General features: G+C 62.0%; 31 protein-coding genes, 1 tRNA gene and 1 pseudogene. 11 read left to right on the top strand and 22 right to left on the bottom strand.

The features are described 5' to 3' along the window. The first annotated feature begins 192 nt into the window (after positions 1-192). From CFA77_RS02205 to CFA77_RS02195, 3 genes are all read left to right on the top strand, one after another. Positions 193-942 carry an N-formylglutamate amidohydrolase gene (locus CFA77_RS02205; RefSeq protein ID WP_242517455.1) on the top strand — a complete coding sequence of 250 codons (750 nt, stop codon included), beginning with the start codon at positions 193-195 and terminating at the stop codon, positions 940-942. A 295-nt stretch (positions 943-1237) separates the two neighbouring features. Continuing rightward, positions 1238-1633, top strand: a complete 396-nt coding sequence (locus CFA77_RS02200) for a helix-turn-helix domain-containing protein (protein WP_034816976.1) — start codon at positions 1238-1240, stop codon at positions 1631-1633. 34 nt (positions 1634-1667) lie between these two features. Next, positions 1668-2483 carry an inositol monophosphatase family protein gene (locus tag CFA77_RS02195; RefSeq protein ID WP_206992070.1) on the top strand — a complete coding sequence of 272 codons (816 nt, stop codon included), beginning with the start codon at positions 1668-1670 and terminating at the stop codon, positions 2481-2483. A 4-nt stretch (positions 2484-2487) separates the two neighbouring features. Here the strand turns inward: CFA77_RS02195 and CFA77_RS02190 are convergent, their stop codons facing one another. Beyond that, positions 2488-3489, bottom strand: a complete 1002-nt coding sequence (locus CFA77_RS02190) for a TraB/GumN family protein (RefSeq protein WP_206992069.1) — start codon at positions 3487-3489, stop codon at positions 2488-2490. 308 nt (positions 3490-3797) lie between these two features. Here CFA77_RS02190 and CFA77_RS02185 point away from each other — a divergent pair. From CFA77_RS02185 to CFA77_RS17265, 5 genes are all read left to right on the top strand, one after another. Continuing rightward, a tRNA-Arg gene (locus tag CFA77_RS02185) sits at positions 3798-3874 on the top strand. Positions 3875-3953: 79 nt separating this feature from the next. After that, positions 3954-4247: a heme-binding protein gene (locus tag CFA77_RS02180; RefSeq protein ID WP_256434949.1), complete on the top strand. Its 294-nt coding sequence runs from the start codon at positions 3954-3956 to the stop codon at positions 4245-4247. Next, the gene (locus CFA77_RS17270) at positions 4184-4387 is read left to right on the top strand and encodes a heme-binding protein (RefSeq protein WP_371822968.1); all 204 of its coding nucleotides are present in this window, start codon (positions 4184-4186) and stop codon (positions 4385-4387) included. The genes CFA77_RS02180 and CFA77_RS17270 overlap by 64 nt, the downstream gene beginning before the upstream one ends. 107 nt (positions 4388-4494) lie before the next feature. Next, entirely contained in the window at positions 4495-4749 is a 255-nt protein-coding gene (locus CFA77_RS02170) for a VOC family protein (protein ID WP_206992067.1), read from the top strand. Between the two features lie 166 nt (positions 4750-4915). Further along, positions 4916-5332, top strand: coding sequence for a DUF2461 family protein (locus tag CFA77_RS17265; RefSeq protein ID WP_206992066.1), 417 nt, complete (start codon positions 4916-4918; stop codon positions 5330-5332). Here the strand turns inward: CFA77_RS17265 and CFA77_RS02160 are convergent. Continuing rightward, positions 5223-5666, bottom strand: coding sequence for a MarR family winged helix-turn-helix transcriptional regulator (locus CFA77_RS02160; RefSeq protein ID WP_206992065.1), 444 nt, complete (start codon positions 5664-5666; stop codon positions 5223-5225). The genes CFA77_RS17265 and CFA77_RS02160 overlap by 110 nt on opposite strands. A 95-nt stretch (positions 5667-5761) precedes the next feature. Here CFA77_RS02160 and CFA77_RS02155 point away from each other — a divergent pair, with 95 nt between their 5' ends. Genes CFA77_RS02155 through CFA77_RS02145 form a run of 3 tightly spaced genes read left to right on the top strand, consistent with a single transcriptional unit; the run spans position 5762 to position 7854 of the window. After that, entirely contained in the window at positions 5762-6208 is a 447-nt protein-coding gene (locus CFA77_RS02155) for a DoxX family protein (RefSeq protein WP_206992064.1), read from the top strand. After that, positions 6205-6858 (top strand): glutathione S-transferase family protein, encoded by a 654-nt coding sequence (locus CFA77_RS02150; protein ID WP_206992063.1) that lies wholly within the window; start codon positions 6205-6207, stop codon positions 6856-6858. The genes CFA77_RS02155 and CFA77_RS02150 overlap by 4 nt, the downstream gene beginning before the upstream one ends. 33 nt (positions 6859-6891) lie before the next feature. Continuing rightward, entirely contained in the window at positions 6892-7854 is a 963-nt protein-coding gene (locus tag CFA77_RS02145) for a LysR family transcriptional regulator (protein ID WP_206992062.1), read from the top strand. Here the strand turns inward: CFA77_RS02145 and CFA77_RS02140 are convergent. The 20 genes and pseudogenes from CFA77_RS02140 to CFA77_RS02040 form a co-directional block, all read right to left on the bottom strand. Then, a complete protein-coding gene (locus tag CFA77_RS02140) occupies positions 7766-8023 on the bottom strand; it encodes a DUF2274 domain-containing protein (RefSeq protein ID WP_206992061.1) in 258 nt (85 codons plus the stop codon). The two genes, CFA77_RS02145 and CFA77_RS02140, sit on opposite strands and share 89 nt — an antisense overlap. Positions 8024-8026: 3 nt before the next feature. Continuing rightward, positions 8027-9220 carry a TrbI/VirB10 family protein gene (locus CFA77_RS02135; RefSeq protein ID WP_206992060.1) on the bottom strand — a complete coding sequence of 398 codons (1194 nt, stop codon included), beginning with the start codon at positions 9218-9220 and terminating at the stop codon, positions 8027-8029. Continuing rightward, positions 9217-10254 carry a P-type conjugative transfer protein TrbG gene (gene trbG, locus CFA77_RS02130; protein WP_206992059.1) on the bottom strand — a complete coding sequence of 346 codons (1038 nt, stop codon included), beginning with the start codon at positions 10252-10254 and terminating at the stop codon, positions 9217-9219. Before trbG ends, CFA77_RS02135 begins: the two co-directional genes overlap by 4 nt. Further along, complete coding sequence (trbF, locus tag CFA77_RS02125) at positions 10251-10934, bottom strand: conjugal transfer protein TrbF (RefSeq protein ID WP_206993146.1); 684 nt, start codon at positions 10932-10934, stop codon at positions 10251-10253. Before trbF ends, trbG begins: the two co-directional genes overlap by 4 nt. Next, positions 10934-12220 (bottom strand): P-type conjugative transfer protein TrbL, encoded by a 1287-nt coding sequence (gene trbL, locus CFA77_RS02120; protein WP_206992058.1) that lies wholly within the window; start codon positions 12218-12220, stop codon positions 10934-10936. Before trbL ends, trbF begins: the two co-directional genes overlap by 1 nt. A 3-nt stretch (positions 12221-12223) precedes the next feature. Beyond that, positions 12224-12496 (bottom strand): putative entry exclusion protein TrbK-alt, encoded by a 273-nt coding sequence (trbK-alt, locus tag CFA77_RS02115; protein WP_206992057.1) that lies wholly within the window; start codon positions 12494-12496, stop codon positions 12224-12226. A 6-nt stretch (positions 12497-12502) separates the two neighbouring features. After that, entirely contained in the window at positions 12503-13243 is a 741-nt protein-coding gene (gene trbJ / locus CFA77_RS02110) for a P-type conjugative transfer protein TrbJ (protein ID WP_206992056.1), read from the bottom strand. Beyond that, complete coding sequence (gene trbE, locus CFA77_RS02105) at positions 13236-15695, bottom strand: conjugal transfer protein TrbE (protein ID WP_206992055.1); 2460 nt, start codon at positions 15693-15695, stop codon at positions 13236-13238. Before trbE ends, trbJ begins: the two co-directional genes overlap by 8 nt. A 3-nt stretch (positions 15696-15698) precedes the next feature. Beyond that, positions 15699-15968: a VirB3 family type IV secretion system protein gene (locus CFA77_RS02100; RefSeq protein ID WP_206992054.1), complete on the bottom strand. Its 270-nt coding sequence runs from the start codon at positions 15966-15968 to the stop codon at positions 15699-15701. Next, positions 15968-16297 carry a TrbC/VirB2 family protein gene (locus CFA77_RS02095; RefSeq protein WP_051599995.1) on the bottom strand — a complete coding sequence of 110 codons (330 nt, stop codon included), beginning with the start codon at positions 16295-16297 and terminating at the stop codon, positions 15968-15970. The genes CFA77_RS02100 and CFA77_RS02095 overlap by 1 nt, the downstream gene beginning before the upstream one ends. Beyond that, a complete protein-coding gene (gene trbB, locus CFA77_RS02090) occupies positions 16294-17277 on the bottom strand; it encodes a P-type conjugative transfer ATPase TrbB (protein ID WP_206992053.1) in 984 nt (327 codons plus the stop codon). Before trbB ends, CFA77_RS02095 begins: the two co-directional genes overlap by 4 nt. 156 nt (positions 17278-17433) lie before the next feature. Beyond that, positions 17434-18142: pseudogene (locus tag CFA77_RS02085) on the bottom strand (2OG-Fe(II) oxygenase). Beyond that, complete coding sequence (gene ada, locus CFA77_RS02075; protein ID WP_206992050.1) at positions 18139-19203, bottom strand: bifunctional DNA-binding transcriptional regulator/O6-methylguanine-DNA methyltransferase Ada; 1065 nt, start codon at positions 19201-19203, stop codon at positions 18139-18141. Before ada ends, CFA77_RS02085 begins: the two are co-directional and overlap by 4 nt. Before the next feature lie 79 nt (positions 19204-19282). After that, the gene (gene alkB / locus CFA77_RS02070) at positions 19283-19927 is read right to left on the bottom strand and encodes a DNA oxidative demethylase AlkB (RefSeq protein ID WP_206992049.1); all 645 of its coding nucleotides are present in this window, start codon (positions 19925-19927) and stop codon (positions 19283-19285) included. A 50-nt stretch (positions 19928-19977) separates the two neighbouring features. Then, complete coding sequence (locus tag CFA77_RS02065; RefSeq protein WP_206992048.1) at positions 19978-20733, bottom strand: SDR family oxidoreductase; 756 nt, start codon at positions 20731-20733, stop codon at positions 19978-19980. A gap of 196 nt (positions 20734-20929) precedes the next feature. Continuing rightward, entirely contained in the window at positions 20930-21352 is a 423-nt protein-coding gene (locus CFA77_RS02060) for a CopG family transcriptional regulator (RefSeq protein WP_206992047.1), read from the bottom strand. 8 nt (positions 21353-21360) lie between these two features. Further along, positions 21361-23370, bottom strand: a complete 2010-nt coding sequence (locus CFA77_RS02055) for a conjugal transfer protein TraG (RefSeq protein WP_206992046.1) — start codon at positions 23368-23370, stop codon at positions 21361-21363. A 23-nt stretch (positions 23371-23393) separates the two neighbouring features. Continuing rightward, positions 23394-25151 carry a DUF3363 domain-containing protein gene (locus CFA77_RS02050; protein WP_206992045.1) on the bottom strand — a complete coding sequence of 586 codons (1758 nt, stop codon included), beginning with the start codon at positions 25149-25151 and terminating at the stop codon, positions 23394-23396. A gap of 247 nt (positions 25152-25398) precedes the next feature. After that, positions 25399-26085: a lytic transglycosylase domain-containing protein gene (locus CFA77_RS02045; protein ID WP_206992044.1), complete on the bottom strand. Its 687-nt coding sequence runs from the start codon at positions 26083-26085 to the stop codon at positions 25399-25401. Between the two features lie 22 nt (positions 26086-26107). Continuing rightward, positions 26108-26455 (bottom strand): DUF736 domain-containing protein, encoded by a 348-nt coding sequence (locus tag CFA77_RS02040; protein ID WP_206992043.1) that lies wholly within the window; start codon positions 26453-26455, stop codon positions 26108-26110.

The following is a 26455-nucleotide window of genomic DNA, read 5'->3' as shown; positions in this document are numbered from 1 at the left end:
ACGATGTGCTGAATGACAGACGCCCCCCAATTTCTTGACAGACCTGAGCATTTTCAGCGAACGGCCGGTTCGCAGGACAGCCCTGCGGCCACGCCTCGTTATGAAACGCCGTACCGGCTGGCAACCCCGGAAAAAATGTTGGCGCCAGTCATTTTTGCCTCGCCACATTCGGGCAGTCTCTATCCACATGAGATGCGCGAGGCACTCTGCGTACCGGTGGACACCGTACGCCGGACGGAAGATGCGTTCGTGGACGAGTTGTTCAGCGCCGTTCCTGAGCAGGGCGGCATACTCGTGGCGGCGAAATATGCTCGCACAGTCGCTGATCTCAATCGCGACCCACGGGAACTCGACCCGAACATGTTCAGTGATGGAGTCCCTCGCCCCTGCGGCATGCCGACAGCGCGTGTGGAAGCCGGGCTCGGCTGCTTGCCGCGTGTCGCAGCCAGGGGAGAGGCGATTTATGCGCGCCGCCTTACCCGATCAGAAGGAGAAGCGCGCCTGTCTGGCATTCACGACATCTATCACCAGTGCCTGGCGACTGAGCTGGGCAGTCTGAAGGAGCGGCACGGCCGGGCCTTCCTTATTGACTGCCACTCAATGCCCAGCGTCCAGCCTGGGCGTCGCAATCTGGCAGATATTGTGTTGGGGGACCGGTTCGGCTCCAGCTGTGACCCACGTCTGACGGGGCGAATTGAGCGCGCATTCCGAGCGAACGGGTTCAGCGTTGCGCGGAATGCGCCCTATGCAGGAGGGTATACGACACGTCGTTATGGCCGCCCCAAGCGAGACTTCCATGCGGTACAGATCGAGATTAATCGCGGACTGTACATGGATGAACAAGCGGTCGAGACCAGTGCCGGCTTTGCGCAAATGCAGCAAGTCTTGTCCGCTATTGTCGTCGAAATCCTCGACGTCGCGACCCAGATCGGTCGGCGCTGATCGTCGGAATACCCTGCAATTGCAACAGATCCGCGTTACTTCCAAAAAAAAGGCCGCGCTACGAGAGCGCGGCCAAGGTCAAAGGGAGGAAACGCCAGAGGCGTCTGCACCGGAGTGCAAGACCAGATTTATGTTGCGGCGCACAAAACGCAACCGATGATTTGGCAAATTCCTGCAATTTGGAAATGCAGCCCAAATTTTAGGCAAATGTGACCACCGGCACGCCATTTGCGAGAGACCAGCCCGAACATCCCGTTTTGGGACTGAGAGCGGTCCCATCCGCAAGGAGCTGAACATGGCTGATGAAACCGACCTGCACGTAGGCAAACGCCTTCGCCGCCGCCGCCGCCTGCTGGGCATGACCCAACAGGACCTTGCGAGTCAGGTAGGCGTGCGTTTCCAGCAGATCCAGAAGTATGAATGCGGTGCCAACCGCATCACGGCATCTCGACTCTATGAACTGGCGAAAGCCATGAACGTCTCAGTGCAATACTTCTTCGACGGCATTCCCGCAGCAGACGCACCGGATGCCGCGAATGACGCCGAACGCATGGAAGGTGATATTCTTTCGCAAAAAGAGACGTTGGAACTGGTTCGCGCCTACTATCGCCTCGGCGAGCGCCCCCGCAAACGCCTCCTGGAACTGGCCAAGGCGCTGGAAGGCGACACCAGCAGCACGGGCGTCGCTTGACGCCCAGCCCGGGGCGGGGCAATCCCATGCCCGCATGACAAATTCCTACTCCCTCGAAGATGAGCTGACCTTTGCAGGTCGTCTCGCAGATGCGGCCTGGTCAGCGATCCGGCCGCATTTTCGTGCACTGGATGCCGTCGACAACAAGATCACAATACCCCACGCCGAATTTGACCCCGTGACGGCCGCCGACACGGGCGCCGAAGCGGCGATGCGCGCCCTGATCGAAGCGGAACGGCCCGATCACGGCGTTACTGGCGAGGAATTCCCCGCTAAACCTTCGAAGAACGGCTTCACTTGGTTACTGGATCCGATAGATGGCACGCGCGCTTTCGTAGCCGGCCTGCCGAGTTGGACCACATTGATTGCCTTGTGCGATGAAACGGGCACGCCCGTCATCGGCATCATTGACCAGCCCGTTCTGGACGAGCGTTATCTCGGCTGGCCGGGGGGTGCAGCGGTTCAGCGCGCGGGGACACAAACACCGATCCAGGTCTCCGACTGCCGAGACCTCCGCGAAGCAGTCATCTCCACGACAGATCCCTTTATCCTGAACCCCGCCGAACAGGGCGCATGGACCCATCTGAGAGCTACAGCTCGGATCAGCCGCTATGGGCTGGACGCCTACGCTTATGCCCGGCTAGCCGCCGGCACGATCGACCTTGTGGCGGAAAGCGGTCTGAAAGCATGGGATGTGGCCGCGCTGATCCCGGTTGTGCGGGGCGCAGGTGGCCTCGCGACGGACTGGCGTGGCAACGAACCAAAGCTCGGCGGTCAGATCGTCTGCTGTGCCAGCGCAGAAATCCTCGAGCAAGCGCTGTTGGCGCTCCGCCGGTCTGCCGATACATGAGCGCCTACGGGCCCTCGACCTCGTAGCCTTTGGCTTCCAACATTTCGATAACGCTGTCTTCGCCCGCCAGATGACCGGCTCCGACAGCGATCAAGCGCGTACCGGGCTCTTCCAGCATGGCTTCGATCTTGCCAACCCAGATCTCGTTACGAGACTTCAACAGCGCATCATAGACATCGTCTGACCCCATCATGTCCGGATTGGACATGAGCAGGCCAATCCCGTGCACATCGCCATCAACCCACTCGGACACCAGCGTATCGAGCACATCTCCCCCCTCCTCGATGGACTCGGCAGAGCTCACAAGGAAATCGACCTGCACATCTGTGGGCATATTGGCGAGGCGGCCCAACTGCTCGTCTATTGTCTCCAGATAGGCGAATGACTTGCCTGCCGCGCGAGCTTCTGCGCCCAGAACGGTTTCTACGCCGGCATTCGGGTCGAAGCCTTCCTTCTTGATCTGCAGAACAGAGAGATTCACCGCCGCCCACCACGGCCGCATCGGCTCAATCGCGCCGAGGGGCAGTCCGACATGGTCAAGCGCCTTTTGAAGCTCTGCGCGCTCCAGTTCGCTGAGCAAACTCGACAATTGCTGACCGTTTTGCAGCATGCCTTGTGTGGAGATGAACTTCATCATCTCGGACGCCGCAGCCTGGCTTGTGACATCTGCCTCAAAGACGACCGTATCAGCCTCCGCGAGCGCGGCATCCATCTCATCGCTGCGCCATTCCAACTCCGGGCGGAGCAAGTGCACCGTACCAAATATGTAAAGCGTCGTGTCTTCGTCCTGCAGCGTCCACAAGGCTGGCTCCCCTGCCCCTCGGGAAGCTTCCGCTTCGCTCAACGCGGCCTCATAAGCAGCCTTCTGCGCTTCCAATTGCGCCGCTCGGTCTGCGGGCTCTTCCTGAGGCACTGCCGGGCTGGGCTCTTCCCGTGCCCCGCAGGCCGGAAGGCCCAGCAACAGCGCCATGGCTGTGACGGTCATCGCAATGGTGAAAGTCCGCATGTCTGGCTCCTGAATCTGTGTCTGTTCCAGACCTAGCCCAAAGTGATCAAGGCGCAAGCACCCAGCGCTGCGCAAACCGCACTCCGGCGTTGCACTCACTCGCCGGTTGCCGTATTCACCAGCTTCGGTTTGCACCCATAGCTCAGCTGGATAGAGCGCTGCCCTCCGAAGGCAGATGTCAACAGAGTACGTGGAGAAGAGGAGACGAAAAAGGAACACAGGAACAAGGATTTGCGAGGCCCTCGTTCTTGTCTTTTAACTCGCGAAAAGTACACGTAAGCACTGCGTAAGCAGTTGCGACACGGTAAGCACCCGTAGCTCAGCTGGATAGAGCGTCGCCCTCCGAAGGCGAAGGCCACAGGTTCGAATCCTGTCGGGTGCGCCATTTCTCCATATAGATCAATATCTTATCGATAAAACCCGCTGGTGCTCAGGAGCCGGACAAGCTGCCTCTCTCGTTCGCAATGGAAGTCATGACTGAAACAATGCACACTTGTGAAGCCAAAAGCTTTCATGTCGCAGTCGCCATTGTGGACACCGATGGCGTCATCCAGATTGAGGCGCGCGGCGATGACAGCCCGATCCACTCGCAGCGCTTCGCTTACCGCAAGGCCTACACGATCATGAGCATGGGGCCGGTGTTCGGCATCAATCCTCAGGCGAACTCATCAGCAAGATCACCAGCGTCAATCCGGTGGGTGTCCAAAGCATTCAGGCGGGCGCGACGGATTTGCTGTTACTGCCTGGCGGGTTGCTGATCAAATCCGGCGATCAGCCCATCGCGGCTATCGGCGTCAGCGGTGCACCGCAAAGCGCCGAGGACGAAGCCTGCGGCCGCGCTGCCTTGGAGGTTATTCAGAACCGCTTGGTTTCTTCAGAAAGCTCCTCGACAGACTGATGATTTGGTTCGTGTACCTGGGGCATCGCCGACGCTGTCGGAGACTGTGCCCCGCCAGGCCTCAAGTCTCCAAAAATATTCTCGCCCGGGCCGTCGGCGAAATGCCGATGAAGGATGGTTCCACTTATTCTGCGATCATGGTTGGCGACAAACCCGCTGGCGGCTTCCGTCCTATGCCTGGCGAAGGCGGCTGGCTGCTTTACATCACGGTAGACGATGTCGATGCGCGCGTCGCAAAACCAAAAGCTGCGGGCACAAAGATTGCTCGCGAAGCGATGACCGCACCGAGTGTCGGTCGCATGGCGACCATATCCGATCCGTTCGGCGGCCGACTCGCATTCATCTACTACAGCAAAGCGTAACAAAGTCGCCGCCTGTCACTGACGGAGATTAGTGGCAGGCGGCGTTCGCTTGTAGAAGGACAAAAATCATGTAGGCCCAAATCCTGTCTGTTGTCGCCTAATTCATCGTCACCTTCGGTGTTCAGGCTGCGAACCATTTGCCGACCCGGAAATTGGAGCGGCATGGATGATGGGGTTCGAACTGGATAAGTTGGTTCTCGGCTATGGCGTCTTCGCCTTCACCCTTGAGCAACTCAACCGCTGGCGCGAGCGAGTTGCAACACCAGCGGGCGACAATCTCCAGGGTACGCTGGAGCGAACAGATTTGCGGATTGACGAAACCCAGCTGAAGCGCGTGCCCGCGCCCTATGCTTCCGATCACCCGGCCGCACACCTGCTGCGCCGCAAGGGGCTGGCGGCATTCGTCTTACCCTCGCAGGAGAACGATTCTTGCGAAAAGCTCGGATTGTATTTCAGATTTTCAATCGTCTGGATCAACGCAGCTTCGTCAAAATGTCCGACAGGTTCGATACTTCGGAGCCCGCCAGCTTGCCCGCAAAATGTTCCTCAATCGCTTGCCGATAGACGGGCCACATGGATTTGATCCGTTTGCGTCCGTCGTCGGTGATCTTCAGAATCTGTCCGCGTCCGTCCTCGGAACAGTTTTCTCTTTCAATGTAACCGACCTTCTCCAGCCGTTCCGTCAGCCGTGAGAGATTGTACTGGGCGAGCAGCATGCGCTCCTGAAGCTGGTAGGGGCGCAGTCCGTCCGGCCGGGCTCGGTCCAGCTCCAGCAATGCGTCATACCAGGAGAGCGGCGGCTGTCCGTTTTTTTTGAGAACCGCCTCGACGCGGGCGAGGACTACTTGCGAGATCCGCACCAGCCGCGCCCATGCGGCCACCGCTTCCACAGACGGCTTTGAAGTGTCCTTTTGCATAAGGCTTCTTAGCAGGAAGATGCAGATGCATCAAGGTTGACATTGCATGTAAATGCATCTAGAAAGTACATGCACTTGCATACAGGAGGTTTGCCATGCCCATAGAACCCAAAACCGGCCCGATCGCCGCCACGCTGCTGCGCGTTACGCTTGGCTTGATGTTCCTCGCGCATAGCCTGCTCTTGAAACTAGTCATTCTGACATTGCCGGGGACGGTCGAGATCTTCACCGTTATGGGTCTGCCCGGCTGGCTCGCCTATGTCGTGTTTGCTGCCGAAGTGGTCGGCGGCGTCATGCTCGTCCTCGGGGTTCAGGCGCGCTGGGTCGCTTTGGCGCTGACGCCGATACTCATTGGCGCGACCTGGGCGCATTCCGGCAATGGCTGGGTGTTTCTTTACCCGAATGGCGGCTGGGAATATCCCGCCTATCTGACGCTGCTCGCCATCTTTCAGTGCCTGCTGGGTGACGGGCGTTTCGCTCTCGTTCCCTCCTGGCCCATTGCGGCCATCATTCCCCGACTTGGGACGGGAGCGCGCGCGTGAACGCCCTCACACTCGTCAGCCATCACCTGTGCCCCTATGTGCAGCGCGCGGTCATTTCTCTTACCGAGAAGCAGGTTCCGCACGAAAGAATCTATATCGACCTTGCAAACAAGCCGGCCTGGTTCACCGCCCTGTCGCCGCTCGGAAAGACGCCGGCTCTCAAAGTCGGCGACACCGCTGTCTTCGAGTCCGCCGTCATCCTGGAATATCTGGAAGAGACGCAAGCGAACCCGCTTCATCCGCGCGATCCGCTCAAGAGAGCAGAGCATCGTTCATGGATCGAGTTCGGTTCGGCGATCCTCAACGACATCGCTGGTTTCTATAACGCGCCGGACGAAAAGACCCTTGCCGCCAAGGCCGGCGCGATGGCCGCCAAGTTTGCACGGATCGAAGAGCGCCTTGTCGGGCCTTGGTTCGACGGCGAGGACTTCAGTCTCGTCGATGCGGTATTCGGCCCGGTCTTCCGCTATTTCGACACCTTCGATCAAATCGGGGATTTTGGCGTTCTCGCGGGAAAACCGAAAGTGGCGGCCTGGCGGACCATGCTCGGCGCAAGACCCTCCGTCGCCGAAGCGGTCGCGCCCGATTATCCCGAGCGTTTGTTCGTATTTCTCGGCAACCGCGCTGGTGCCCTGTCGCAGCGGATTTGAGGATAGCGCACAGCGACTATCGAAGGACTGCACTTGAGCATTTGGCGCCAATCTAAGTTCTTCGAAGTTCACAATTTGGAGACGGTGCTAGCGGTCGCTGAAGCGGGAAGTTTTCGCAAAGCAGGTGAGCTTCTCGGCATCGGCCAGTCGGCCGTCACGCGACGGATTCAGAAGCTTGAGGACATGCTCGGTGTCTCAATGTTTGAGAGAAACACGACTGGAGCGCGCCTGACTCTGGCTGGCCAGAACTTTGCAGACCGATTGCGGCTACTTTCTATTGAATATTTGGACATGATGTGCGCCGCGCAGTCCGCCGGCACAGCGGGAAACGGGCAGTTGCGCATGGGCCTGACCGCATCCATATCTCGAGGGACGTTGCGCGAGGTCATAGCCAAATTTCAAACGCGGCACGCCAATGTCGTACTGTCCTTCACGGAAGCAGACCTCGGTGAATTAATGACCTCGCTCAGCCATAGAAGCATAGACGTAGTTGGTGCGGTGGGCGAGCCGATATCCCAGTACGGCGACATGATGCTGCTCACACGGGCGCCCCTCTATATCGCTGTCGGGGACGATCATCCACTTGCCCAGCGGCGTTGCGTTGAGTGGTCGGATGTAGCGGCGATGACCTTTCTCGTGAGCGCCGACGTAATCGGGCCGACAATTCATGACTATATCATTCGAAAGTTCAGCGATTTTGGGCGTCAGGCCTCCATCGAAGTGCAGAGGATGCGGCGCGAGGGCCTCATAAATCTGGTAGGTCTCGGGCTCGGCATCAGCCTCGTTTGCGAACAATGGTGTGGTGTCCGCTATCCAAATGTCGTGTTCGTCCCCCTCATGGAAAACGGGAAAGCGGAGACAATTCCCTTCTCGTTGACCTGGCGTCCGGAAAACGACAACCCAGCGCTCAGGCGTTTTTTGAGTCTGGCGCGCGAGGTCGCGAAGGCTGATGCAGCGTTTTCCGCGCCTTGGCAAATCCCCGATCGGTTGCCATGAAACGCGCCAACATTGGAGCGATCAGTTTTGCGGGTTCGTTCTCCTGCCCGGTCTCGCGCGCTAGCGCATCGGCGTAAGCGACGAGATCGCGGTGCACATCGGCGGGTAGCTCAATGCTCAGCTTGACGGGTTTGTCGTCAGGAATGGCCCCGAGTTTCAGCTTCGTCATGGATCAACTCCGATAGGGTTCAAGGATTAGATCGCGCGTGACCATGACGCGCACAGGGAAGCCCGGGCGAATGGTCAGGGTTGGCGGGATGGAAAGCTGACGACGGACGATCTCGTCCCCGGCGCGGCCGATCGTGTCCTGCGATCCCTCACGAATGGCGCGGGCGATGTCGTCATCGTCGTCAGCGCCCAGCTCCACGCCGATGTTCAGGACAGTGGCGAGACCGGCCGCCATGAACAGCTTGCCCCAATGGTTGTTGACGCCATCTTCGAGTCCGGCATAGCCAGCCTCATCGGCGCCGGGCTGGCGTTCGAGAACGATGGAGCGCCCATTGGGCAAGATCAGCCGCGTCCAGGCCAGCAGCACGCGGCTCTGTCCGAAAGCGACCCGGCTGTCGTACTCACCGATCAGGCGCGAGCCTTGAGGGATCAACAGGAAGCGTCCGGTCGGGCTGTCATAGACATGCGACGTCACCTGGGCTGTGATCTGTCCAGGAAGGTCCGAGCGCAGGCCAGTAATGAGGGCTGCGGGGATGACTGCGCCTGCCTGGACCACATAAGAACTTGGCGGATCGGTGAGTCGGTCGACACTTGTCGTGCGGCGATCAACCGGCTTGTCGAGGAATGCCTTTCGCCTGTCCGTCGCGTCTGGCGCGGCGTCAGTAGTAGTCGCCGGAAAGAACGATCCCGCCGCAGGCGGCGCTCCCATGCCGATCGGCGCAGGCTGGGCCTGTTCGCGGAGTGTGGTTTTGGCATCGGCAAAGAGACGGCTCAGCCGAGCCGCTTCCATTTCCTGAAGACGGCGCTGTTCTTCCGGGTCGACGGCGGGCGTCGTGACAAGTGGGGGCGGCGCCGACTGGCCACGTCGCTGTGCTGACAGGATGGGGCGTCCGAGTTCACCGGGCAGTGGCGGACCGAGCTGCGGGACATCTGCATAATCAGCCGGCAAGCGCGACAGGCCGTCGGCTTCCTGAATGCGCTCGGTGGAATAGAGTTCCTGCAGGCCATCCAATGGCTTACGATCCTGCAACGCAACGATCAGGATAGCGCCGAGTCCCAAACCTCCGGCGGCGCCCAGAATAGTCAGGGCACGGCGCGAAAGCCGCATCACGCGGGGGGGATCGGCACGCAGCCGCAGGGATTCCGCGATCCCCTTTTCATCACGGGTCTCCAGCTTGCGTTCGACGTCCTCGCTCATTTGCGCTCCCCACCGGAAGCATGGAGCGAGGAGGTTTGGGCGCTGGGTCTGACGCCATCTGTACGCACGATCCGTACACGTTTCTGCTTGTCACCGAGGCGCAATTCCGCAGCGGCGAAGAGCCTATCGACGATCATGTAGTTGCGGCGAATACGGTAGTTGACGAGTTGGCCTTCGCCTTCCGGTCCGATGACGAAAAGCGGCGGCATTTCGCCCTGACCGATCCCGCGCGGGAATTCGATAAAGACCTGCCGCCCATCGTCGAAGGCGCGCAGCGGCCGCCAGGGCGCGCGGTCGCCCTCGATCCGGTAGCGGAAGCGTAAGGAATCCAGCGCAACGTCGCGCCCGATCGGCAGGGCGGATTCCGCCTCGGCATTGCGCCGCCTGAGCGCGATCAGGGCATCCTCGGCATAGGTCCAGGAGACGGACGCCATATAGGCGGAGGGGTTCGCTCTCAGTTCGAGATGGTAGGTCCGCTTGTCGGTGTTGATGACGAGGTTGGTCTGAAGATCGGGCCGCGTCGGTTTGACCAGAATGTGGATGCGCTGAGAGCTGCCCGAACCGCTTTGCGTGTCGCCGATGATCCAGCGCGCCGTGTCGCCGGCCGCGATCGGGCCGGAGCCAACCAGGCTTTCGCCTGGCTGCAGGGCGATATCGGTAATCTGACCCGGCGATGCATAGACCTGATAGAGCGCGCCGGCGCTGTAGGGATAGAGTTGGATGGCGTTGATGAATCCATCGCGCACGGGTTCCATGCGTGCGGCGGCGTTTGCTTCATTGACCCGTTCGGCGGGGTCAGTGGATTCAGGTTCCGGCGCTTCCCCACCAACGGGCTTGAGCTGTCCCGGCAACGGCAGCGGTTCGGTGCGTTCGACGATCCTCACGGGCCGCTCGGGCTCCGGCAGAAGCGTCGCTTCGATGGGAGGCTCGTCATAGGCGATTTCGGGTGGCTTGAACGTCGCACAGCCCGACAGCGCCGAGGCGGCAAGCAGAACTGCGATGGAGGCTTTTGCGGTGTGAAGTGTTCTTGTCATTGGGCAGTCTCCCGGGACCAGTTGATGGCGTTGACGAAGATGCCGAGCGGGTTCTTGCGCAGGCGCTCGGCGTCGCGCGGCTGTTGCAGGACGATGGTGAGAATGGCGGTCCAGCGCTCCGTCGCGGCGAGTTGTCCGCCCGCGTAACGGCGCTCGATCCAGGCGATGCGGAAGCTGTTTTCAGACGCGCGGATCACGCTGGAGACCTCGACCGAGACCTGCATGTCGCCGACCTTGGCGAAGGGATCGTTCACCCGCGCGTAGTCGTTCAGCGCCAGCGCACCCTTGTCGGTGGTGAAGTCGTAAGCGTGCAGCCAGTTCTGGCGCAGCACGATGGGATCGGCGGGGATCTGGCGCACATTCTCGATGAAGCGCGACAGGTGATAGGCGATCTGCGGGTCAGTCGGTCGAAAATCGGCTATGGCCGGCAGGACGGCTTGCGCGGCGCCGAGCCGATCGACCTCGACGACGTAGGGCACGATCGTTCCTTGTGCGGACTGCCAGACCAAGGCAGCGCTGAGCCCGGCGGAGAGCAGCAGGGACCCGAACGCCATGAGCCGCCAGTTCCTGGCTTGCACGCGGGCGGATCCGATACGCTCGTCCCAGACCTGTGCGGCCTTCTGATAGGGCGTGACGGGCTCGGGGGTTTTCGAATAGCGAACGCTCGGGCGACGGAACATCATGATTTCTCCGAAAGGCTGACAGCGGTTCCGCCGCCGCCATGGTCGCCGGAGCGAACGGCATGGGCGGCGACGGCGGCGCCGTGGTGAAGCGATTGTTGGTGTTTCATGCGGCGCGCCCAAGCAGGCGGCCCGTTGTTCGCCGACGCGGTTGGTTCGGGGCTGTTGCTGAACTTGCCGCCGGTCGCTTCGAATGCGGCGCGCGAACCGGAGCGGTAGCTCTCGCTCATGGAGCGGCGAAGCGGGTTCGTCGCGGCGCCGACGCCGGCTTTTCCGACGCTGGCGAGACCGGCGGCGACACCGGAGGCACCGTCGCCAGCGGCTGCGCTTCCCATGCTGTAGGCGGTCGAGGTGCCACCGGCGACTGCCGCCGCGCCGCGTGCTCCAGCGCCCGCAGCGCCCACGGCCATTCGGGCCCCGGCGATACCACCAACCGCCAGACCGCCAGCGGCAAGACCAGCGCCCACGGCTGCGCCTGCGCCCAGTTGTGGGCCGCCCGAGACGATGCCGTTGGCGATATCCGGACCGAAGATGCCGAGCGCGAGCATGGAGAGCGCGGCAAGAACGATCGCCATGGCGTCCTCGATTGTCGGCTCGCCCGTAAACCCGGCGGTGAACTCGCCAAAAATGGTCGAACCGATGCCGACGATCACGGCGAGCACCAGCACCTTAACGCCGGACGAGATCACCAGCCCCAGCACGCGCTCGGCCATGAAGGCGGTTTTGTTGAAAAGGCCGAAGGGCACGAGGATGAAGCCCGCCAGCGTCGCCAGCTTGAATTCGATCAGCGTGACGAAGAGCTGTATCGCCAGAACGAAGAAGGACAGGAGGACAACCAGCCAGGCGAACAGCAGGATAATGATCTGGAGGAAGTTCTCGAAGAAAGAAACAAAGCCCATCAGATCGGAGATAGACGCGAGAATCGGGCGGCCGGCTTCGAGACCGATTTCGGCGATGCGGCCGGGCTGAAGCAGCTCGCCGGGGCTGAGACTTCCGCCAGAAGCGATGAGCCCAAGCCCCGCGAAGCTCTCGAATACGATGCGGGCGAGCGCGTTCCAGTTGCCGATGATGTAGGCGAAGACGCCGACGAAGAGCGTCTTCTTGATGAGCCGGGCGAGAATGTCGTCGTCGGCGCCCCAGGCCCAGAAGAGCGCGGCGAGCGTCACGTCGATGACGATCAGCGTGGTTGCGAGGAACGCAACGTCGCCCCCGAGCAGGCCGAAGCCGCTATCGATGTAGGAGGTAAAGACCTGCAGGAACCGGTCGATGACGCCAACGCCGTCCATGCTCTATTCCTTCCCGGGATCGTCGCTGGGAAGACCGAAAAAGCGGCGGCGTTGCTCCGCCCATGCCGCACGGCAGGCGGTGTCGGTCTCCAGCTCTTCCGGCATCATCGTCCGGCAACGTGCAAGCTCTGCCTGCAACGGATCGTCTTTCACGGGCGAAACCGCCGGCGTTTCCGGCGCGACGGTGTTCGCCAGCTCGACGGCCGCGAAGAACGCGGCAAGCGCGCCGAGGCCGAATGCGACAAGCCGGAGAATATGGTCAGGAGAGCTGCGCATCGTCCCCTACTGGAACATGGTGACGGTGGTCGGCGCGTAGCCGCCGCCGTAGTCGAGGAACCGACTGAGGTTCTCGCGGGCCTGAGCCTCCGCAGAGGCACGGCGAGCCGCGTCCAGTGCCTGCGCGCGGTTCTGTGCGGCGATGGCGGCGGTAAGGTCCGTCATCTGCTGGCTTTGCAGCGCGAGAAGCTGATTGCCGGCCTGCGCCGCCTGCAAGGCGCCGGTCGCGCCCTGGCTCTCCGCAACGAGATTGCTGAGTTCCGAGCGTGTACGTTCGATGTTGCCGACGACGCCAGCCTGAACCTTCAATGCGTCTTCATAACCGGCGACCGAGTTGCGCCAGCGCGCTTCGGCACTGGCGATCATGTCGGCGAAGTCGCCACTCGCGGCCGCCTCGCCATATTGTTCGTTGAAGGCGGTCTCGATCTCGGAGACCTGATGAGCGATGTTCTGGGCTTCGTTCAGAAGATTCTGCGTACGCGCGATGGTGGCCTGAAGCTGCGCGAGCGAGGAGTAAGGCAGGCTCGCGAGATTGCGCGCCTGATTGATCAGCATCTGGGCTTCGTTCTGAAGCTGCTGAATCTGGTTGTTGATCTGTTCGAGCGTCCGTGCGGCGGTCAGCACGTTCTCGGCATAATTCGACGGGTCGAACACGATGTCGCCAAAACCAAACAGGGCATAGGCCGGCTGCATCGGGGCGAAGGCGATGGCGCCAGTCATCAAAAGGGCGGCAAGTTTCTTACGCATGGGGTGTCTCCTGGGTTGGGTGTGAGGGTTCGGGATCATGGGATGGGCCGAGCAGCTCGACGGCCCAATCGAGGCCGCGCCGGGCGAGCCAGGCGGCGGCGAAGCCGTCTCGCCCGTGTTCGATGAGGATGTCGGTGATGGCGGCCTGATCGGTCTTCGACGATGCGGCCGTGAAGGCGAGCGCGACCTCGCCGAGACCGAGCGAGAAGAGCCGGTTGCCGCGCCGCGACTGGCAGTAATAATCACGCTTCGGCATGGCCCGCGCGACGATCTCGATCTGGCGTTCATTGAGACCGAAGCGACGGTAGATGTCTGCGATCTGCGGCTCGAAGGCGCGCTCGTTCGGCAGGAAGATCCGCGTCGGACAACTCTCTATGATGGCGGGTGCGATCGCGGAATTGTCAATGTCGGCGAGCGATTGCGTGGCGAAGAGGACGGATGCGTTCTTCTTTCTCAGCGTCTTCAGCCACTCGCGGATTTGGCCGCCAAAGGTGCCGTCATCCAGCGCGAGCCAGCCTTCATCGACGATGATGAGGCTTGGTCGTCCATCGAGGCGATCCTCGATCCGATGGAACAGATAGGCGAGCACGGCGGGCGTCGCTGCCGATCCGATCAGCCCTTCGGTTTCGAAGGCCTGGAAGTCGGCCGTTCCGAGCTCTTCTGTTTCGGCGTCGAGCAAACGTCCGAAGGGACCGCCAAGACAGAATGGCGCGAGCGCCTGTTTGAGTTCGGTCGACTGCAACAGGACGGATAGCCCTGTGAGCGTGCGTTCTCCGACGGGCGCCGAGGCGAGCGACGTCAACGCCGACCAGAGATGATCCCGCGCGACCGGATCGACGGTGACGCCTTCGCGCGCGATCAGGCCGGACAGCCAGTCCTGCGCCCAGGCGCGTTCGCCGACATCGTCGATGTTGCGCAGCGGCTGAAGCTGGACGGCGGCTTCGTCATCCGAGAGCGCGCCGGCGAGATCCTGCCAGTCGCCGCCACAGGCGACGGTCGCACAGCGGATCGAGCCGCCGAAGTCGAAGGCGAAGACTTGGCTGTGCCCGTAGCGACGAAATTGCAGCGCCATCAATGCCAGCAACACGGATTTGCCCGAGCCGGTCGGACCGACGACCAACGTGTGCCCGACATCGCCGACATGTGGCGAAAAGCGGAACGGGGTCGAGCCTTCCGTCTCCGCGTAAAAGAGTGGCGGACCGTCCAGATGATCGTTGCGCAGCGGTCCTGCCCAGACCGCCGAGATCGGGATCATGTGGACGAGATTGAGCGTGGAGACCGGCGGTTGACGAACATTGGCGTAGAGATGGCCAGGCAACGAGCCGAGCCACGCCTCGATGGCGTTCAAAGTCTCGGGCATGCACGTGAAGTCACGACCCTGAATGACTTTTTCGGCCGCTTTCAGCTTGGCGTCCGCGACGGCTTCATCCTCATCCCAGACGGTCAGCGTAGCAGTGATGTAGGCGGCGCCCGCCATGTCGGCGCCGAGCTCCTGCAAGGCTTCATCGGCGTCGGCGGCCTTGTTCGCCGCGTCACTATCGAGCAGCGTCGACGCCTCGTTGGTCATCACCTCTTTCAGGATCGCGGTGACGGATTTGCGCTTGGCGAACCATTGCCGGCGAATGCGCGTCAGCAGCTTGGTCGCGTCGGTCTTGTCGAGGCACATGGCGCGCGTGACCCAGCGATATTCGAAGGGTTGGCTGTTGAGCTCATCCAGCAGTCCCGGCCATGTAGCCGTGGGGAAGCCGATGATGGAGAGGCTGCGCAGATGTTCTCCGCCCAAACTCGGCGCCAGTCCGCCGACGAGCGCGCTGTCGGCCAGGAGCGCATCGAGATGCATCGGCGTTTCCGGAACGCGCACGCGCTGGCGGCGTGTCGAAACCGTCGAATGGAGATAGGTCAGCGTCTCCTCGTCAGAGAGCCAGACCGCTTCCGGCATGAAGCCGTCGAGGAGATCGAGCAGACGATCCGTCCGCGCCACAAAGCTCGCGATGTGCTCCTGCGGGTTCAGACCCTTGTCCGGCGCGTCCTCATAGAGCCAGCGCCCGGCGCGGCTAGTGTCGTCCGCTGGCGGCATCCAGACGAAGGTCAGGAAATAGCGGCTCTCGAAGTGGCTCGATGCTTCTTCGAACTGCGCCCGTCGCTCCGCATCAACAAGAGCGGAAACGGGATCGGGAAAATGCGAGAGCGGATAATCGCGCGCCGGCGCCCGCTGCGCTTCGACGAACACGGCCCAGCCCGACCCGAGCCGCCGCAGGGCGCTGTTGAGCCGGCCGGAAACGGCCACGAGTTCCGATGGTGTTGCAGAATCGAGGTCAGGCCCCCGAAACCGTGCGGTGCGTTGCAGGCTGCCGTCCTTGTTGAGGACGACGCCGGGCGCGACGAGCGCCGCCCACGGCAGGAAGTCTGCGAGGAGCGAGGATTTGGAGCGGTATTCGGCAAGGCGCATCATCGCTCAGACTCCGAACCAGGTTGGGAAACGGAGATGACGCCGGGCGACGTCGACGAACTGAGCGTCGCGCTTTGCGGCCCAGACCGCGAGGAGATGGCCGACGAGCCAGAGCGCGATCCCGATCGCCCAGAGCCTGAGCCCAAGTCCGACGGCGGCTGCGAGCGTGCCGTTGGCGATGGCGATCGTGCGTGGCGCGCCGCCAAGCAGGATCGGCTCAACGAGCGCACGGTGAACGGGCGCGTGAAAGCCCGGAATGTCGGCCTCGTCCCGCATCAGATCAGCGCCCCGCCGCCGAAGGAGAAGAAGGACAGGAAGAAGCTCGATGCCGCGAAGGCGATGGAGAGGCCGAAGACGATCTGCACGAGGCGCCGGAAGCCGCCGGAGGTGTCGCCGAAGGCGAGGGTCAGTCCCGTGACGATGATGATGATCACCGCGACGATCTTGGCGACCGGCCCTTCGATGGATTCCAGGATAGACTGGAGCGGCGCTTCCCAGGGCATGCCCGATCCCGCCGCATGGGCGGGCGCGACAAGCAGAAGGCTGAATGCGAGGGCCGTGGCGTAGAATGGCCAGCGCGGATAGAGGATCGTGGTTTTGGTCATGGATGGTCTCCTGTGTGGGGGTGAAGAAGCGGTTGGATCTGGTAGTCTCCGGTCGCATCGAGGCCCTCGACGTGTGCGAGCTCTGAAAGCCTGCGCACCGGTCCACGTCCGGAGAGGACGGCGATCAGGTCGATGGTCTCGGCGATCATCGCGCGTGGCACGGTGACGACGGCTTCCTGAATGAGCTGTTCGAGCCGGCGCAGTGCGCCGAGAGCCGATCCGGCATGGATGGTGCCGATCCCGCCCGGATGGCCGGTGCCCCAGGCTTTCAAAAGATCGAGCGCCTCGGCGCCGCGCACCTCGCCGATGGGGATGCGGTCAGGACGAAGGCGGAGGGAGGAGCGAACGAGATCGGAGAGTGACGCAACGCCATCCTTGGTCCGCAGCGCGACCAGGTTCGGCGTCAAACATTGGAGTTCGCGCGTATCCTCGATCAGCACGACGCGGTCGGAGGATTTGGCGACTTCCGCCAGCAGGGCGTTGGTGAGTGTGGTCTTGCCGGTCGAGGTGCCGCCGGCGACGAGGATATTGGCACGCGACGCAATAGCTTCGCACAATGCCGTTGCCGCTGTTTCTGGCATGATCCCCGCGGCGACATAGTCTTCGAGTGTGAAGACGGCGACAGCCGGCTTGCGGATCGCGAAGACGGGTGCGGCGACGACAGGCGGTAGCAGCCCTTCGAACCGCTCCCCTGTTCCCGGCAGCTCTGCGGATACGCGCGGGGACCCGGCATGGACTTCGGCGCCGACATGGTGCGCGACCAAACGGACGATACGTTCGCCGTCAGCGGCGGAAAGCTCTTCGCCGGTGTCGGCTAGGCCTTCGCTCAGCCGGTCCACCCAAAGCCGCCCGTCAGGATTGAGCATGACCTCGACAACGCCAGCGTCTTCGAGCCAAGCAGCGACACTGGTACCGAGCGCGGTCCTGAGCATGCGCGCGCCACGGGTGAGAGCTTCAGATTTGAATGTGTGGACGGTCATTGGCGGCCCCGCAATTGGTTACGGGATCGATCAAGAAGACCGTTAAAGGCTCATCGGCAACAGTCTTGAAGGCGTAGTAGTGGCGTGGCGCGCAACGGCAGGAAGAATCGAAGACTGTCATTATGCCAGCCAACGGGCCGACCCATAGATGTCCGTTCAGGTGGCATCGTGGAAGATGATTCCGAGCGTGTGCCGAGTGCCACAGCGAAGACGGCTGACACCATGGCGCATGTTCACACGATAGTCGCCGCGCGATCCCCGCACTGGTCGGTGACGCACGGGAAAAATAACCGCATCGCCTTGTCTAAGAGGCACGACTTCTGCGCGGCTTTGCATGCGCGGGCGCTGTTCTGTCAGGACGAATTCGCCGCCGAAAAAATCTGTCCCGGGGCGCGATAGTAGGATGGCGACCTGAAGCGGGAAAACAAGATCGCCGTAAACATCCTGGTGCAGGCAATTGTAATCCCCTTCGCCATATTGGAGCAGCAATGGCGTCGGACGGGTCTGCCCTGCGGCGCGGCAAAGGTTCAGATATGCGTCATGTTCCGCCGGATAGTGCGTATCGATGCCCATACGGGCGTTCCATTCGTGGCGCCAGCAACGGGTAAAGCTCTTCCCTCAGTGAGGCGATCACTTGGGGCAATGGATAGGCAAAGTATTTGTATTCGCCCTTGCCGAAACCGTGCCGTGCCATGTGGACATGACTGCGAAACGATGCGTCCGATGGGTAAAGGCTGGCGACATCAGAGCATACCTGTGCGGTCAACAATTCGTCAATCTGGCTGTAGCCAAACGCGTCCAGATCCTTTTTCAGGCTGCTCGTATCGATAGCGCCCGTTCGAAGGGTAGTGGTCGCGGTCGTCATCCAGCCATTTCCATCTCAAGCAGCTGTTTTTTGCGATCAATACCCCAGCGATAGCCTGACAGTCCGCCATCAGAACGCACCACCCTGTGACAGGGGATAGCGACAGCGAGGTTGTTGGCCCCGCAGGCCTGCGCGACAGCGCGATGAGACGTTGGCGAACCGATCCTTTCGGCAATGTCGCGGTAGCTTGCCGTTTCGCCGGCCGGTATGTCTCGCAAGGCTTGCCACACCCGTTCCTGAAAAGCGGTACCGCGAATGTCGAGCGGAAGGCCGAGTCCATTGTTCGGCGCGTCCACGAATCCAACCACCATCGCAACAAGCGTTTCGAAAGCCTCGTCGCCGCCCACCAGGTCGGCGTTCGGGAAGCGCGCCTGAAGGTCTTCGAGAAGAGGCTCGGGATCATCTCCCAGCAAGATCGCGCAGACGCCAACCTTGCTGCACGCAACTAGCACCGACCCAAGCGTGCATTCTCCGACCGCGAACAGGATGCGCACGCCAGCGCCGCCGTTCCGATAGGTCGACGGGGTCATCCCCAGGGCTCGCGTCGCGTTCTCATAAAATCGGCTGCTGGAATTGAACCCGGCATCGTATATCGCCGCCGTCACGGTGGACTGATCACTCCCCAGGTTCTGGCGAACCTGTTCCATACGGTGCGCGCGCGCGAAGGCTTTTGGGGTTACGCCCGTCACCGATTTGAAGGTCCTCTGGAAATGGAACGCGCTCATGCCGCTCGCCTTGGCGAGTTGCTCCAGGCTCGGTTCCACCTCCGCAGTGCGGATGGCCTCGCACGAAGCTTCGACCGCTTTCACGACATCCGCACGAGGTGATACATCGTTGGGCCGACAGCGCTTGCAAGCGCGAAATCCTGCTCCTTCCGCCTCGGCGCATGAAGAGAAGAAGGCGACGTTCTTCGCCAGCGGTCGGCGAGAGGGGCAGTCGACAAGACAATAGACCCCAGTCGTGATGACCGCATAGACAAAAAAGGGCAGCGTTTGAGTATCGCGCTCCAATACGGCCCGCCAGCGCTGGTCATCTACTGCAATTTGCGTATTCGCGCGCATGGGTGCCTCCTTGGCTACGCATCCTTATTTGCATCCATCTTAACCGATAGACGGTAGCCACGAACTCCGTTTCTTGCGCTCAAATTGCTTTGCGGAAGGTCAGGTTGATCCGCTGTTCGCCAAGCAACGGGTGTATCCCCGCTTTCAGGGCGTTGACGCCATGAAAGCAGAGGCGCGCGGGACCTCCCCAAACCACGACGTCACCATGATGGAGTGGGATTTTCCGGACGGGGTTGTTCCTGTGTGGCCCTCCAAACAGAAAGATGGCTGGAAGTCCCAAGGATACGGAAACGATTGGTTGCCCGAAATCGGCTTCGTTCTTATCCTGATGAAGCGAAAGCTTCGCCCCAGGGCGATAGCGATTAATCAGGCAAGCATCCGGATCGAACGCGTCATAACCCGCAATGGACGCCGCGGTCCTTGCGAGGTTCAATAGTTCATCAGGCATGGCAGGCCAAGGCTTTCCGCTTTCCGGATCAACTGAGGCATAGCGATATCCCGATCTGTCCGAGACCCAGCCGAATCGCCCACAATTGGTCATGGCGACGGACATTCGATGTCCGCCGGATGTGACCATGTGACGGAACGGCGATCGCATCGTGATTTGCTGAAGGATTGCCTGAATCGTGTGATCCTGCACGCGCGCCAAGCCGCGCAGGATCATCACTCCGTCAGCCAAATCTACACCTGACGCGCTGCCGGTGTCGAACAGATCAGGTTGCATCGCAGATGCTTGTCCAACTTGTCTATGGCGTGGGGCTGCAGATCGCGCAATCAGACAAGGCGGCTGGAAGCTCCCCCATCGGCGTTCACCGCGCTTCCGGTCACGAAGCTTGCTCGATCAGAAAGAAGAAACAACGCGGACTGCGCGATTTCAGTGGGTTCCGCCATTCGCTTGAGTTCGTGTAATGTGGCGAAGAATTCGTGCACACTTGCGTCATCTCCGGTCGCTGGTGTCTTCGTACCTCCGGGGAGAAGGGCGTTGACCCGGATCTTCTGCTGTCCATGTTGAGCGGCGAGCGACAATGTGAGGCCAATCAGGCCCGCTTTGGAAGCGGCATAAGCGCCCATGCCCGGCATGCCGGAATTGGAGTAACCGACGAATGAAGACGTAAACACGATCGAGCCGCCGCCATTCTGCTCCATCGCCGGGATCTGATACTTGCTGGCGAAAAAGGCGCTGGTGAGATTAGTGGAAATCACCGTGTTCCAGCTGTCGGCGGACATGTCGGGGATCGGCCCCATTTCACCAAGAATTCCGGCATTGTTGAACGCGCCATTGAGCGCACCAAATTCGCTTTGCGCCAGATCGACCAACGCCTTGGAATACTGCTCGTCATTCACATCACCGGCTAGGGTCACCGCCTTGCCGCCCTTGTGGCTGATCTGATCGGCAATTTTGTCGAGTTCGGACCCACGTCGTGCGCCCAGCACGACATGGGCGCCTTCCGCGGCGAACAGAATCGCCGCCGCTGCGCCGATTCCGCTGCTCGCACCGGTAATGATAATCGTCTTGTCCTTAAGTTCCATCGCGCGTCTCCTTGGCGTTGATTCAAGGACTGAATGACACGAGACGTTTGCGGATAATATCCGGTTCTTGCGGCGGAATTCTTTGCGGGACCCGTCTCGCAAGGGGGCAATGGTTCAGTCTATTTGGCGCACCGTACTGCACCGAAGTGCGACTCGTTGCGTCCCTCATTTTTCAATGAACACCGCGCTTGGCTGGTTATTGCTTCGGCACGTCGGTTCCTATGTCCCGCACCACCTCCTTCTCTAAGGTGTTCCCCTTGGCGAGCCGCCGGCCGAGCGTCTCCACAAAGCCGTCATAACGCTCTCGACCCTTCGCCTGCGCAGCCTCGCGCATCGTGTCGGGCAGCGGCGGGGTTGTGGTGAGCCAGAACCGGACGAACAACGCCAGCGCCTCTGTGCAGATGGTCTGGTTGCGCTCCAGCCGTTCGACGGCGCGGGTTAGCCGGTCGAGGCGCCGCGTGATGGCAGCCTCGCGCTGATCGGCGGCGTCGGGCGAGAGATAGGAGGCCAGCGCTGCCTCGACGATTTGCGACTTCGAGACCTTGCGACGCGCCGCAAGAGCGTCGAGCTCGGGCGACAGCGACGGATCGAAATACACGTTGAGTCGGTCCTTCTTCATGGCGGGTCTCAAAGATCGATTCCGTCTTCGGGGTCGAGCGAGGCCTGCCGGGCGATGCTCCGGAAGCGACCCTGCATTTGGCGGGCGCGCTGCGCGTCGTCATCCGGCTCGTCGTCGAGCCCCACGAACTCTTCACGTGCCGAGGGTGTCGGCTCGGGCGCGATGTCTTCATGTTCGGGCAGTTCGGGCTCGCGGCGTATGCCGCCATCGGCGTCTTCGCTTCCATGCCCGGATGTCTTCTTCCCGGGCTTGGGTGCGGCGATGGGCGCCCGGCCGCTCCAATCATCCGTCTGCAACTCTTCCGATACGGTCGGTTCGGCCAACAGTTCCGGTGGTGATAGGATGCGTGTCTTGAGCTGCGGGTCGGCATAGTAGCGCGCCTTCTTCCCCCGGATCGGCGGCGCACCGGAGACGAGCACGATCTCGTCATCCGGCGGCAATTGCATGATCTCGCCGGGCGTCAGCAAAGGCCGCGCGGTCTCCTGCCGGGAGACCATGAGGTGGCCGAGCCAGGGTGACAGTCTGTGCCCGGCATAGTTCTTCATCGCCCGCATCTCGGTCGCCGTGCCGAGGGCGTCGGACACGCGCTTGGCGGTACGCTCGTCATTCGTCGCGAAGCTCACCCGGACATGGCAGTTATCGAGGATGGCGTTGTTCTGACCGTAGGCCTTCTCGATCTGATTGAGGGACTGGGCAATGAGGAATGCCTTGAGCCCATACCCGGCCATGAAAGCGAGTTGGCTCTCGAAGAAATCGAGCCGCCCGAGCGCCGGAAACTCGTCGAGCAGGAGCAACAGGCGATGGCGCTTACGATTGGCGTTCAACTCCTCTGTCAGCCTGCGTCCGATCTGGTTCAGCACGAGGCGGACCAGCGGCTTGGTGCGGCTGATGTCGGAGGGCGGCACGACAAGATAGAGTGTGGTCGGCCGTGCGCCAGAGACCAGATCCCTGATCCGCCAGTCGCAGCGGCTGGTGACCTTGGCGACGACGGGATCGCGATAGAGACCGAGAAAACTCATCGCCGTAGACAGGACGCCCGAACGCTCGTTTTCCGACTTGTTGAGGAGTTCACGCGCGGCTTGCGCCACAACGGGGTGCGGTCGGTCGCCCAGATGCGGGGTGCGCATCATCGCCGCAAGCGTCGCCTCGATCGGTCGGCCCGGATCGGAGAGGAAGGCGGCGACGCCGGCGAGCGTCTTGTCAGCCTCGGCGTAGAGGACATGCAGGATCGCGCCGACGAGCAGTGAATGACTGGTTTTCTCCCAATGGTTCCGGCGTTCGAGCAGGCCTTCCGGATCGACAAGGATGTCAGCGACGTTCTGGACGTCACGTACTTCGCTGTCGCCGCGCCGGACTTCGAGCAGCGGATTGTAGGCCGCGCTCTTTGCGTCGGTCGGATCAAACAGGATCGTGCGGGTGAACCGTGCCCGCCACCCGGCCGTGAGCTGCCAGTTCTCACCCTTGATGTCATGAACGATGGCCGAGCCCGGCCAGGTCAACAGACTCGGCACGACGAGGCCAACCCCCTTTCCGCTGCGGGTCGGCGCGAAGCAGAGCACATGTTCCGGGCCGTCATGGCGGAGGTAGTGGTTTTCGAAGCGGCCGAGCACGACGCCGTCTGCAGCGAGCAGCCCGCAGGACTCAACATCCCTCCGTTCCGCCCACCGTGCTGAGCCATAGGTAGTCACGTCGCGCGCCTCGCGAGCCCGGAGGACGGAGAGGAAAATCGCGACACCGATCGCGGCGATCCCGCCGCTGCCGGCAATGATCGCGCCTTCGACGAACACACGCGGCGCATAGGCGTCGTAGAAATACCACCAGACGAAGAAGCTCCAGGGCGGATAGATCGGCCATCCAAGAATGTCCGTCGCGGGCGCGCCGAGCTGAGGCTGAAAGCCGAGCCGCCATGCGGTCCACTGTGTCGCGGCCCAGATGAAACCGACCACAACGAGCGAGACGATGATGATCTGGCCCCAGAGGATTTTGGTGGCTTGTGTTGGCTGTGTCTTGATCGGCATGTCTTTTCCTTCCGGGGTACTGCTTAGATGCCAAGCCCGCGCTTGCGGCCAAGGCTCCAGTCGATTCCGCCACCGGGCGTTATCGTTCCCATCACGGTCTGGCCGAGATGGCGTTCGAGCTGGGGTTTCCATGGGACGAGTTCGAAGCCGAGGCCGTTATCGACCATGGCGAAACGGCCTGAGGCGAGATCGAGACGCTGGCGGTAGGTTCCCGAGATGCGATCGCCTTCTGCAGAATTTCTGCGAGGCAAACCGGTCTCGGCTTCGACGCGCGCCGCCGCTGCGTCGAGTTCTCGTTCGCGTAATGTCTTCAGGAGATCGCGGGCGAAGGTGACGCGTCGTCCGTTTTTTGTCGCGAGCCCCTCGGCGACAAGATGATCGGCGCGTCGGTCGAGCGCTTCGCGAACATCGGCGCCGAAGCCGCTCATGCTGAGCGGCGCTTGGGCCTTGGCGAGTTGCAGTCGGTCGAGCCAGGTCGCGCCGTTCGCGCCGATCTGGGTTTCGAGGTCGAGGTCGGAACGCCCGACAAGGGCCATGCGCTGACGGCCGCCATCGTCAGAACGCCAGAGCCGCGTTTCGACGACCCCGCCTTCGGGCGTGTCGCCCGTGGCGTCGAGATCGCTGAAGCGCAGATGATGGACCCGGCCGTCCACCGCGTCGATCACGGCATAGGCTTCGCCAGTGAGTTCGTCATGAAGACCGCGTTCGACGAGCCTTCCCAGTACCGGGGCGTGAGGCTTTTCCTCGATCGCGAAGTCCGTTTGCGCCCGGTCAGGCCCGCCCGCCATGGCGCGGTGCATGGTCTTGATGATGTCACCGCGCTCGGCGATGTCGCGCAACGTCTGTTGAGCGCCAGGCTTCAGCGACCACATAGCGGGAGCGAGCCTGTCCGCCAGGCCGAGCCGTTCCAGTGTCTGCGCGCGACCGATCAGCAGTTTGCGCAATTCCGGATCGCGCGGTTCCGGGGAGCCGGGACGCAGATCGGCAACCCCGGCGCCGTCATCGGCAAGCCCCTGGAGCGCGCGGTCAAGACCCGTCCAGCGTTCGGCTTTCACCTCCACCTGCAACCCGGCTGCGATCTCCTGTTCGGTGCGCGGGCCGAGCTCCAGTTCGACCAGTTGCTCGGCGCGGCTGCGGAATCCCCGGCTGATATAGTCGCGGGCGATAACGAGGTCTTTCCCATCGTCGGCGCGGCCACGCACGAGAACATGGATGTGCGGATTGTCAGTGTTCCAGTGATCGACGCCGATCCAGTCGAGCTTCGTGCCGAGATCGCGCTCGGCCTCGTTCATCAGGTCGCGCGTGTAGGCGCGCAGGTCTTCAAGGCGGTCGGCGTCTTCGGGCGAGACGATGAAGCGGAAATGATGCCGATCCTCTTCGCATCGCTCGGCGAAGGCGCGATCATCGACGCTATCTGCATCGGCGTTGAACATGCCTGCGTCGCGACCGTCACGGGTCACGCCTTCACGCTTGAGATAGGCGATGTGTTTGGCGAGCGGCGCGGAACGGAAACGTGCGCCGCGATGGCGGACGATCCGCGCCTTGACGACGACGCGCCGCTGGGTGCGCGACAGTCCGCGCGCCGCACCGGCGAATCTGCCACGCCCGAACTTCGAGGCTCGACCAGGCCCCTTCGAACCGCCCAGCTTGTATCCGGTGTGTCCGGCCTTGCGGGCGGCGCCCATGACCTGGCCGACGAAGCTCTGCGCCTTGCGGACGCTTGTCCCGTTATTGCGGATACGGCCGGGCCGGATGCGAAGATCATTGTCGCGGTCGCTCATGACAAAATGCCCGCCCGAAAGTGCGCGGCACTGCGAAATCCACGTAAAAACAAGGAATTGAGCTGTGTGGCGGCACTGCGCCCATGGCCGCAGCGGGCAAAATACCCAACAACAACAACGACATAGCACGCCTCTGTGCCGCGCCTTTTATCTCGCCCTCCCTTTGTTGTTGCGCCGTCCGTCCCCGTCCTTCCTCCCGGAAACACGCCATAGCGCGACGGACTGCGCGGGAATGCGATCAGCGGGATCATCGCCGATCCCCGTTTCCATGTGGTGGGAATAGGCTGTCCGAAGCGCCCGATGTGTGCGGAGGATATGCATCTGCACCGCTGCTCGGGTGCGTTTCGTCAGCAACCGTCTGCCGATCAGTATGCGCGGTGAAGAGCGGCGCCGCGCGCCAGTCTACGGTCAGAACCGCACTCTGTTCATGCCGTTCCGCTGCAACCGATGCGCCGATAAGCGGCGCCAGCGTGGCCACATAGTCGCGGGTTTCTCTGGGCAGCGGGCGATCCGTTGCTTGATGCTCGGCATAGCGTGTCGGTCCCGCGTTGTAGGCGGCGAGGAAGCCCGGCGATCCAAAGCGGTCATGCAATTCGCGAAGATAAGCGGCGCCCGCGAGAATGTTGTCGCGAGGATCGAACGGATCGCGCCCCAGACCGTACCGCGCGCGCAGCTCATCCCATGTGCGGGGCATGATCTGCATCAGTCCCATCGCGCCTTTCTCAGGACTTACGGCGTGTGCATCGCCGGCGCTTTCCTTGCGGATGACGGCGAGGATCCAATGCGCCGGGATGCCGAATCGCTGCGCAGCTTCGGCGACATAGGCAGCATAGAAATTGCCGCCCTGTTCCGTCCCGGACGACGCGGTTTCTGCTGATACGGCGTGAGAGACAACCACGCCGGAGAGCAGACCGCAGAGGAGGAACTTCGCCATCGTCGCGCAGCGCCGAGACGGTCTAGCCGCGCTCATCGCGTTTCTCGGGACGCTTTGCGGGGCGATTCCAATAGAGCGCCCAATGTCCGTCTTCTGCATCGGTTTTGAAAAGATTGGCGCGGATCGGAAACGCAAAGGTCGGGTCGTCGATCTGCAAAGAGATGTATTCGCCGGCCTTCTCGCCGGTGCGTTTCCAGCCGGCGCCGATCTCCGGTCCGTCGTCATCGCCGTGATGGATGCGATAGTCGGGCGCGTTTTCGCTGTCTGATGGCGTTGCAGGAACGAGCGTGAGTTCTCGGTAGAAAATGAGCGTGTGAAGGCGTCCGGTGAAGCCAGTGTCCGTGCGGGTGAATTGACCGATCTGAGCCAT

The sequence above is a fragment of the Hyphomonas sp. KY3 genome (assembly GCF_017309975.1).
Lineage (GTDB): Bacteria > Pseudomonadota > Alphaproteobacteria > Caulobacterales > Hyphomonadaceae > Hyphomonas.
The sequence above is the reverse complement of the archived record's forward strand: the minus strand, read 5'-3'. Positions and strand labels throughout refer to the sequence as shown.

Coding starts and splice junctions, on each gene's coding strand:
- CFA77_RS02195 (WP_206992070.1), top strand. CDS start 1,668: ATGACAAATTCCTACTCCCTCGAAGATGAGCTGACCTTTGCAGGTCGT.
- CFA77_RS02155 (WP_206992064.1), top strand. CDS start 5,762: ATGCCCATAGAACCCAAAACCGGCCCGATCGCCGCCACGCTGCTGCGC.
- alkB (WP_206992049.1), bottom strand. CDS start 19,927: ATGCAACCTGATCTGTTCGACACCGGCAGCGCGTCAGGTGTAGATTTG.
- CFA77_RS02160 (WP_206992065.1), bottom strand. CDS start 5,666: ATGCAAAAGGACACTTCAAAGCCGTCTGTGGAAGCGGTGGCCGCATGG.
- CFA77_RS02180 (WP_256434949.1), top strand. CDS start 3,954: ATGGAAGTCATGACTGAAACAATGCACACTTGTGAAGCCAAAAGCTTT.
- CFA77_RS02040 (WP_206992043.1), bottom strand. CDS start 26,455: ATGGCTCAGATCGGTCAATTCACCCGCACGGACACTGGCTTCACCGGA.
- trbG (WP_206992059.1), bottom strand. CDS start 10,254: ATGACAAGAACACTTCACACCGCAAAAGCCTCCATCGCAGTTCTGCTT.
- CFA77_RS02140 (WP_206992061.1), bottom strand. CDS start 8,023: ATGACGAAGCTGAAACTCGGGGCCATTCCTGACGACAAACCCGTCAAG.
- CFA77_RS02190 (WP_206992069.1), bottom strand. CDS start 3,489: ATGCGGACTTTCACCATTGCGATGACCGTCACAGCCATGGCGCTGTTG.
- CFA77_RS02060 (WP_206992047.1), bottom strand. CDS start 21,352: ATGAAGAAGGACCGACTCAACGTGTATTTCGATCCGTCGCTGTCGCCC.
- CFA77_RS02050 (WP_206992045.1), bottom strand. CDS start 25,151: ATGAGCGACCGCGACAATGATCTTCGCATCCGGCCCGGCCGTATCCGC.
- CFA77_RS02205 (WP_242517455.1), top strand. CDS start 193: ATGCGCGAGGCACTCTGCGTACCGGTGGACACCGTACGCCGGACGGAA.
- trbB (WP_206992053.1), bottom strand. CDS start 17,277: ATGACCGTCCACACATTCAAATCTGAAGCTCTCACCCGTGGCGCGCGC.
- trbE (WP_206992055.1), bottom strand. CDS start 15,695: ATGATGCGCCTTGCCGAATACCGCTCCAAATCCTCGCTCCTCGCAGAC.
- CFA77_RS02095 (WP_051599995.1), bottom strand. CDS start 16,297: ATGACCAAAACCACGATCCTCTATCCGCGCTGGCCATTCTACGCCACG.
- trbJ (WP_206992056.1), bottom strand. CDS start 13,243: ATGCGTAAGAAACTTGCCGCCCTTTTGATGACTGGCGCCATCGCCTTC.
- CFA77_RS02065 (WP_206992048.1), bottom strand. CDS start 20,733: ATGGAACTTAAGGACAAGACGATTATCATTACCGGTGCGAGCAGCGGA.
- CFA77_RS02100 (WP_206992054.1), bottom strand. CDS start 15,968: ATGCGGGACGAGGCCGACATTCCGGGCTTTCACGCGCCCGTTCACCGT.
- trbK-alt (WP_206992057.1), bottom strand. CDS start 12,496: ATGCGCAGCTCTCCTGACCATATTCTCCGGCTTGTCGCATTCGGCCTC.
- CFA77_RS02200 (WP_034816976.1), top strand. CDS start 1,238: ATGGCTGATGAAACCGACCTGCACGTAGGCAAACGCCTTCGCCGCCGC.
- CFA77_RS02135 (WP_206992060.1), bottom strand. CDS start 9,220: ATGAGCGAGGACGTCGAACGCAAGCTGGAGACCCGTGATGAAAAGGGG.
- CFA77_RS17265 (WP_206992066.1), top strand. CDS start 4,916: ATGATGGGGTTCGAACTGGATAAGTTGGTTCTCGGCTATGGCGTCTTC.
- trbF (WP_206993146.1), bottom strand. CDS start 10,934: ATGTTCCGTCGCCCGAGCGTTCGCTATTCGAAAACCCCCGAGCCCGTC.
- ada (WP_206992050.1), bottom strand. CDS start 19,203: ATGCGCGCGAATACGCAAATTGCAGTAGATGACCAGCGCTGGCGGGCC.
- CFA77_RS02055 (WP_206992046.1), bottom strand. CDS start 23,370: ATGCCGATCAAGACACAGCCAACACAAGCCACCAAAATCCTCTGGGGC.
- CFA77_RS02045 (WP_206992044.1), bottom strand. CDS start 26,085: ATGGCGAAGTTCCTCCTCTGCGGTCTGCTCTCCGGCGTGGTTGTCTCT.
- CFA77_RS02170 (WP_206992067.1), top strand. CDS start 4,495: ATGAAGGATGGTTCCACTTATTCTGCGATCATGGTTGGCGACAAACCC.
- trbL (WP_206992058.1), bottom strand. CDS start 12,220: ATGGACGGCGTTGGCGTCATCGACCGGTTCCTGCAGGTCTTTACCTCC.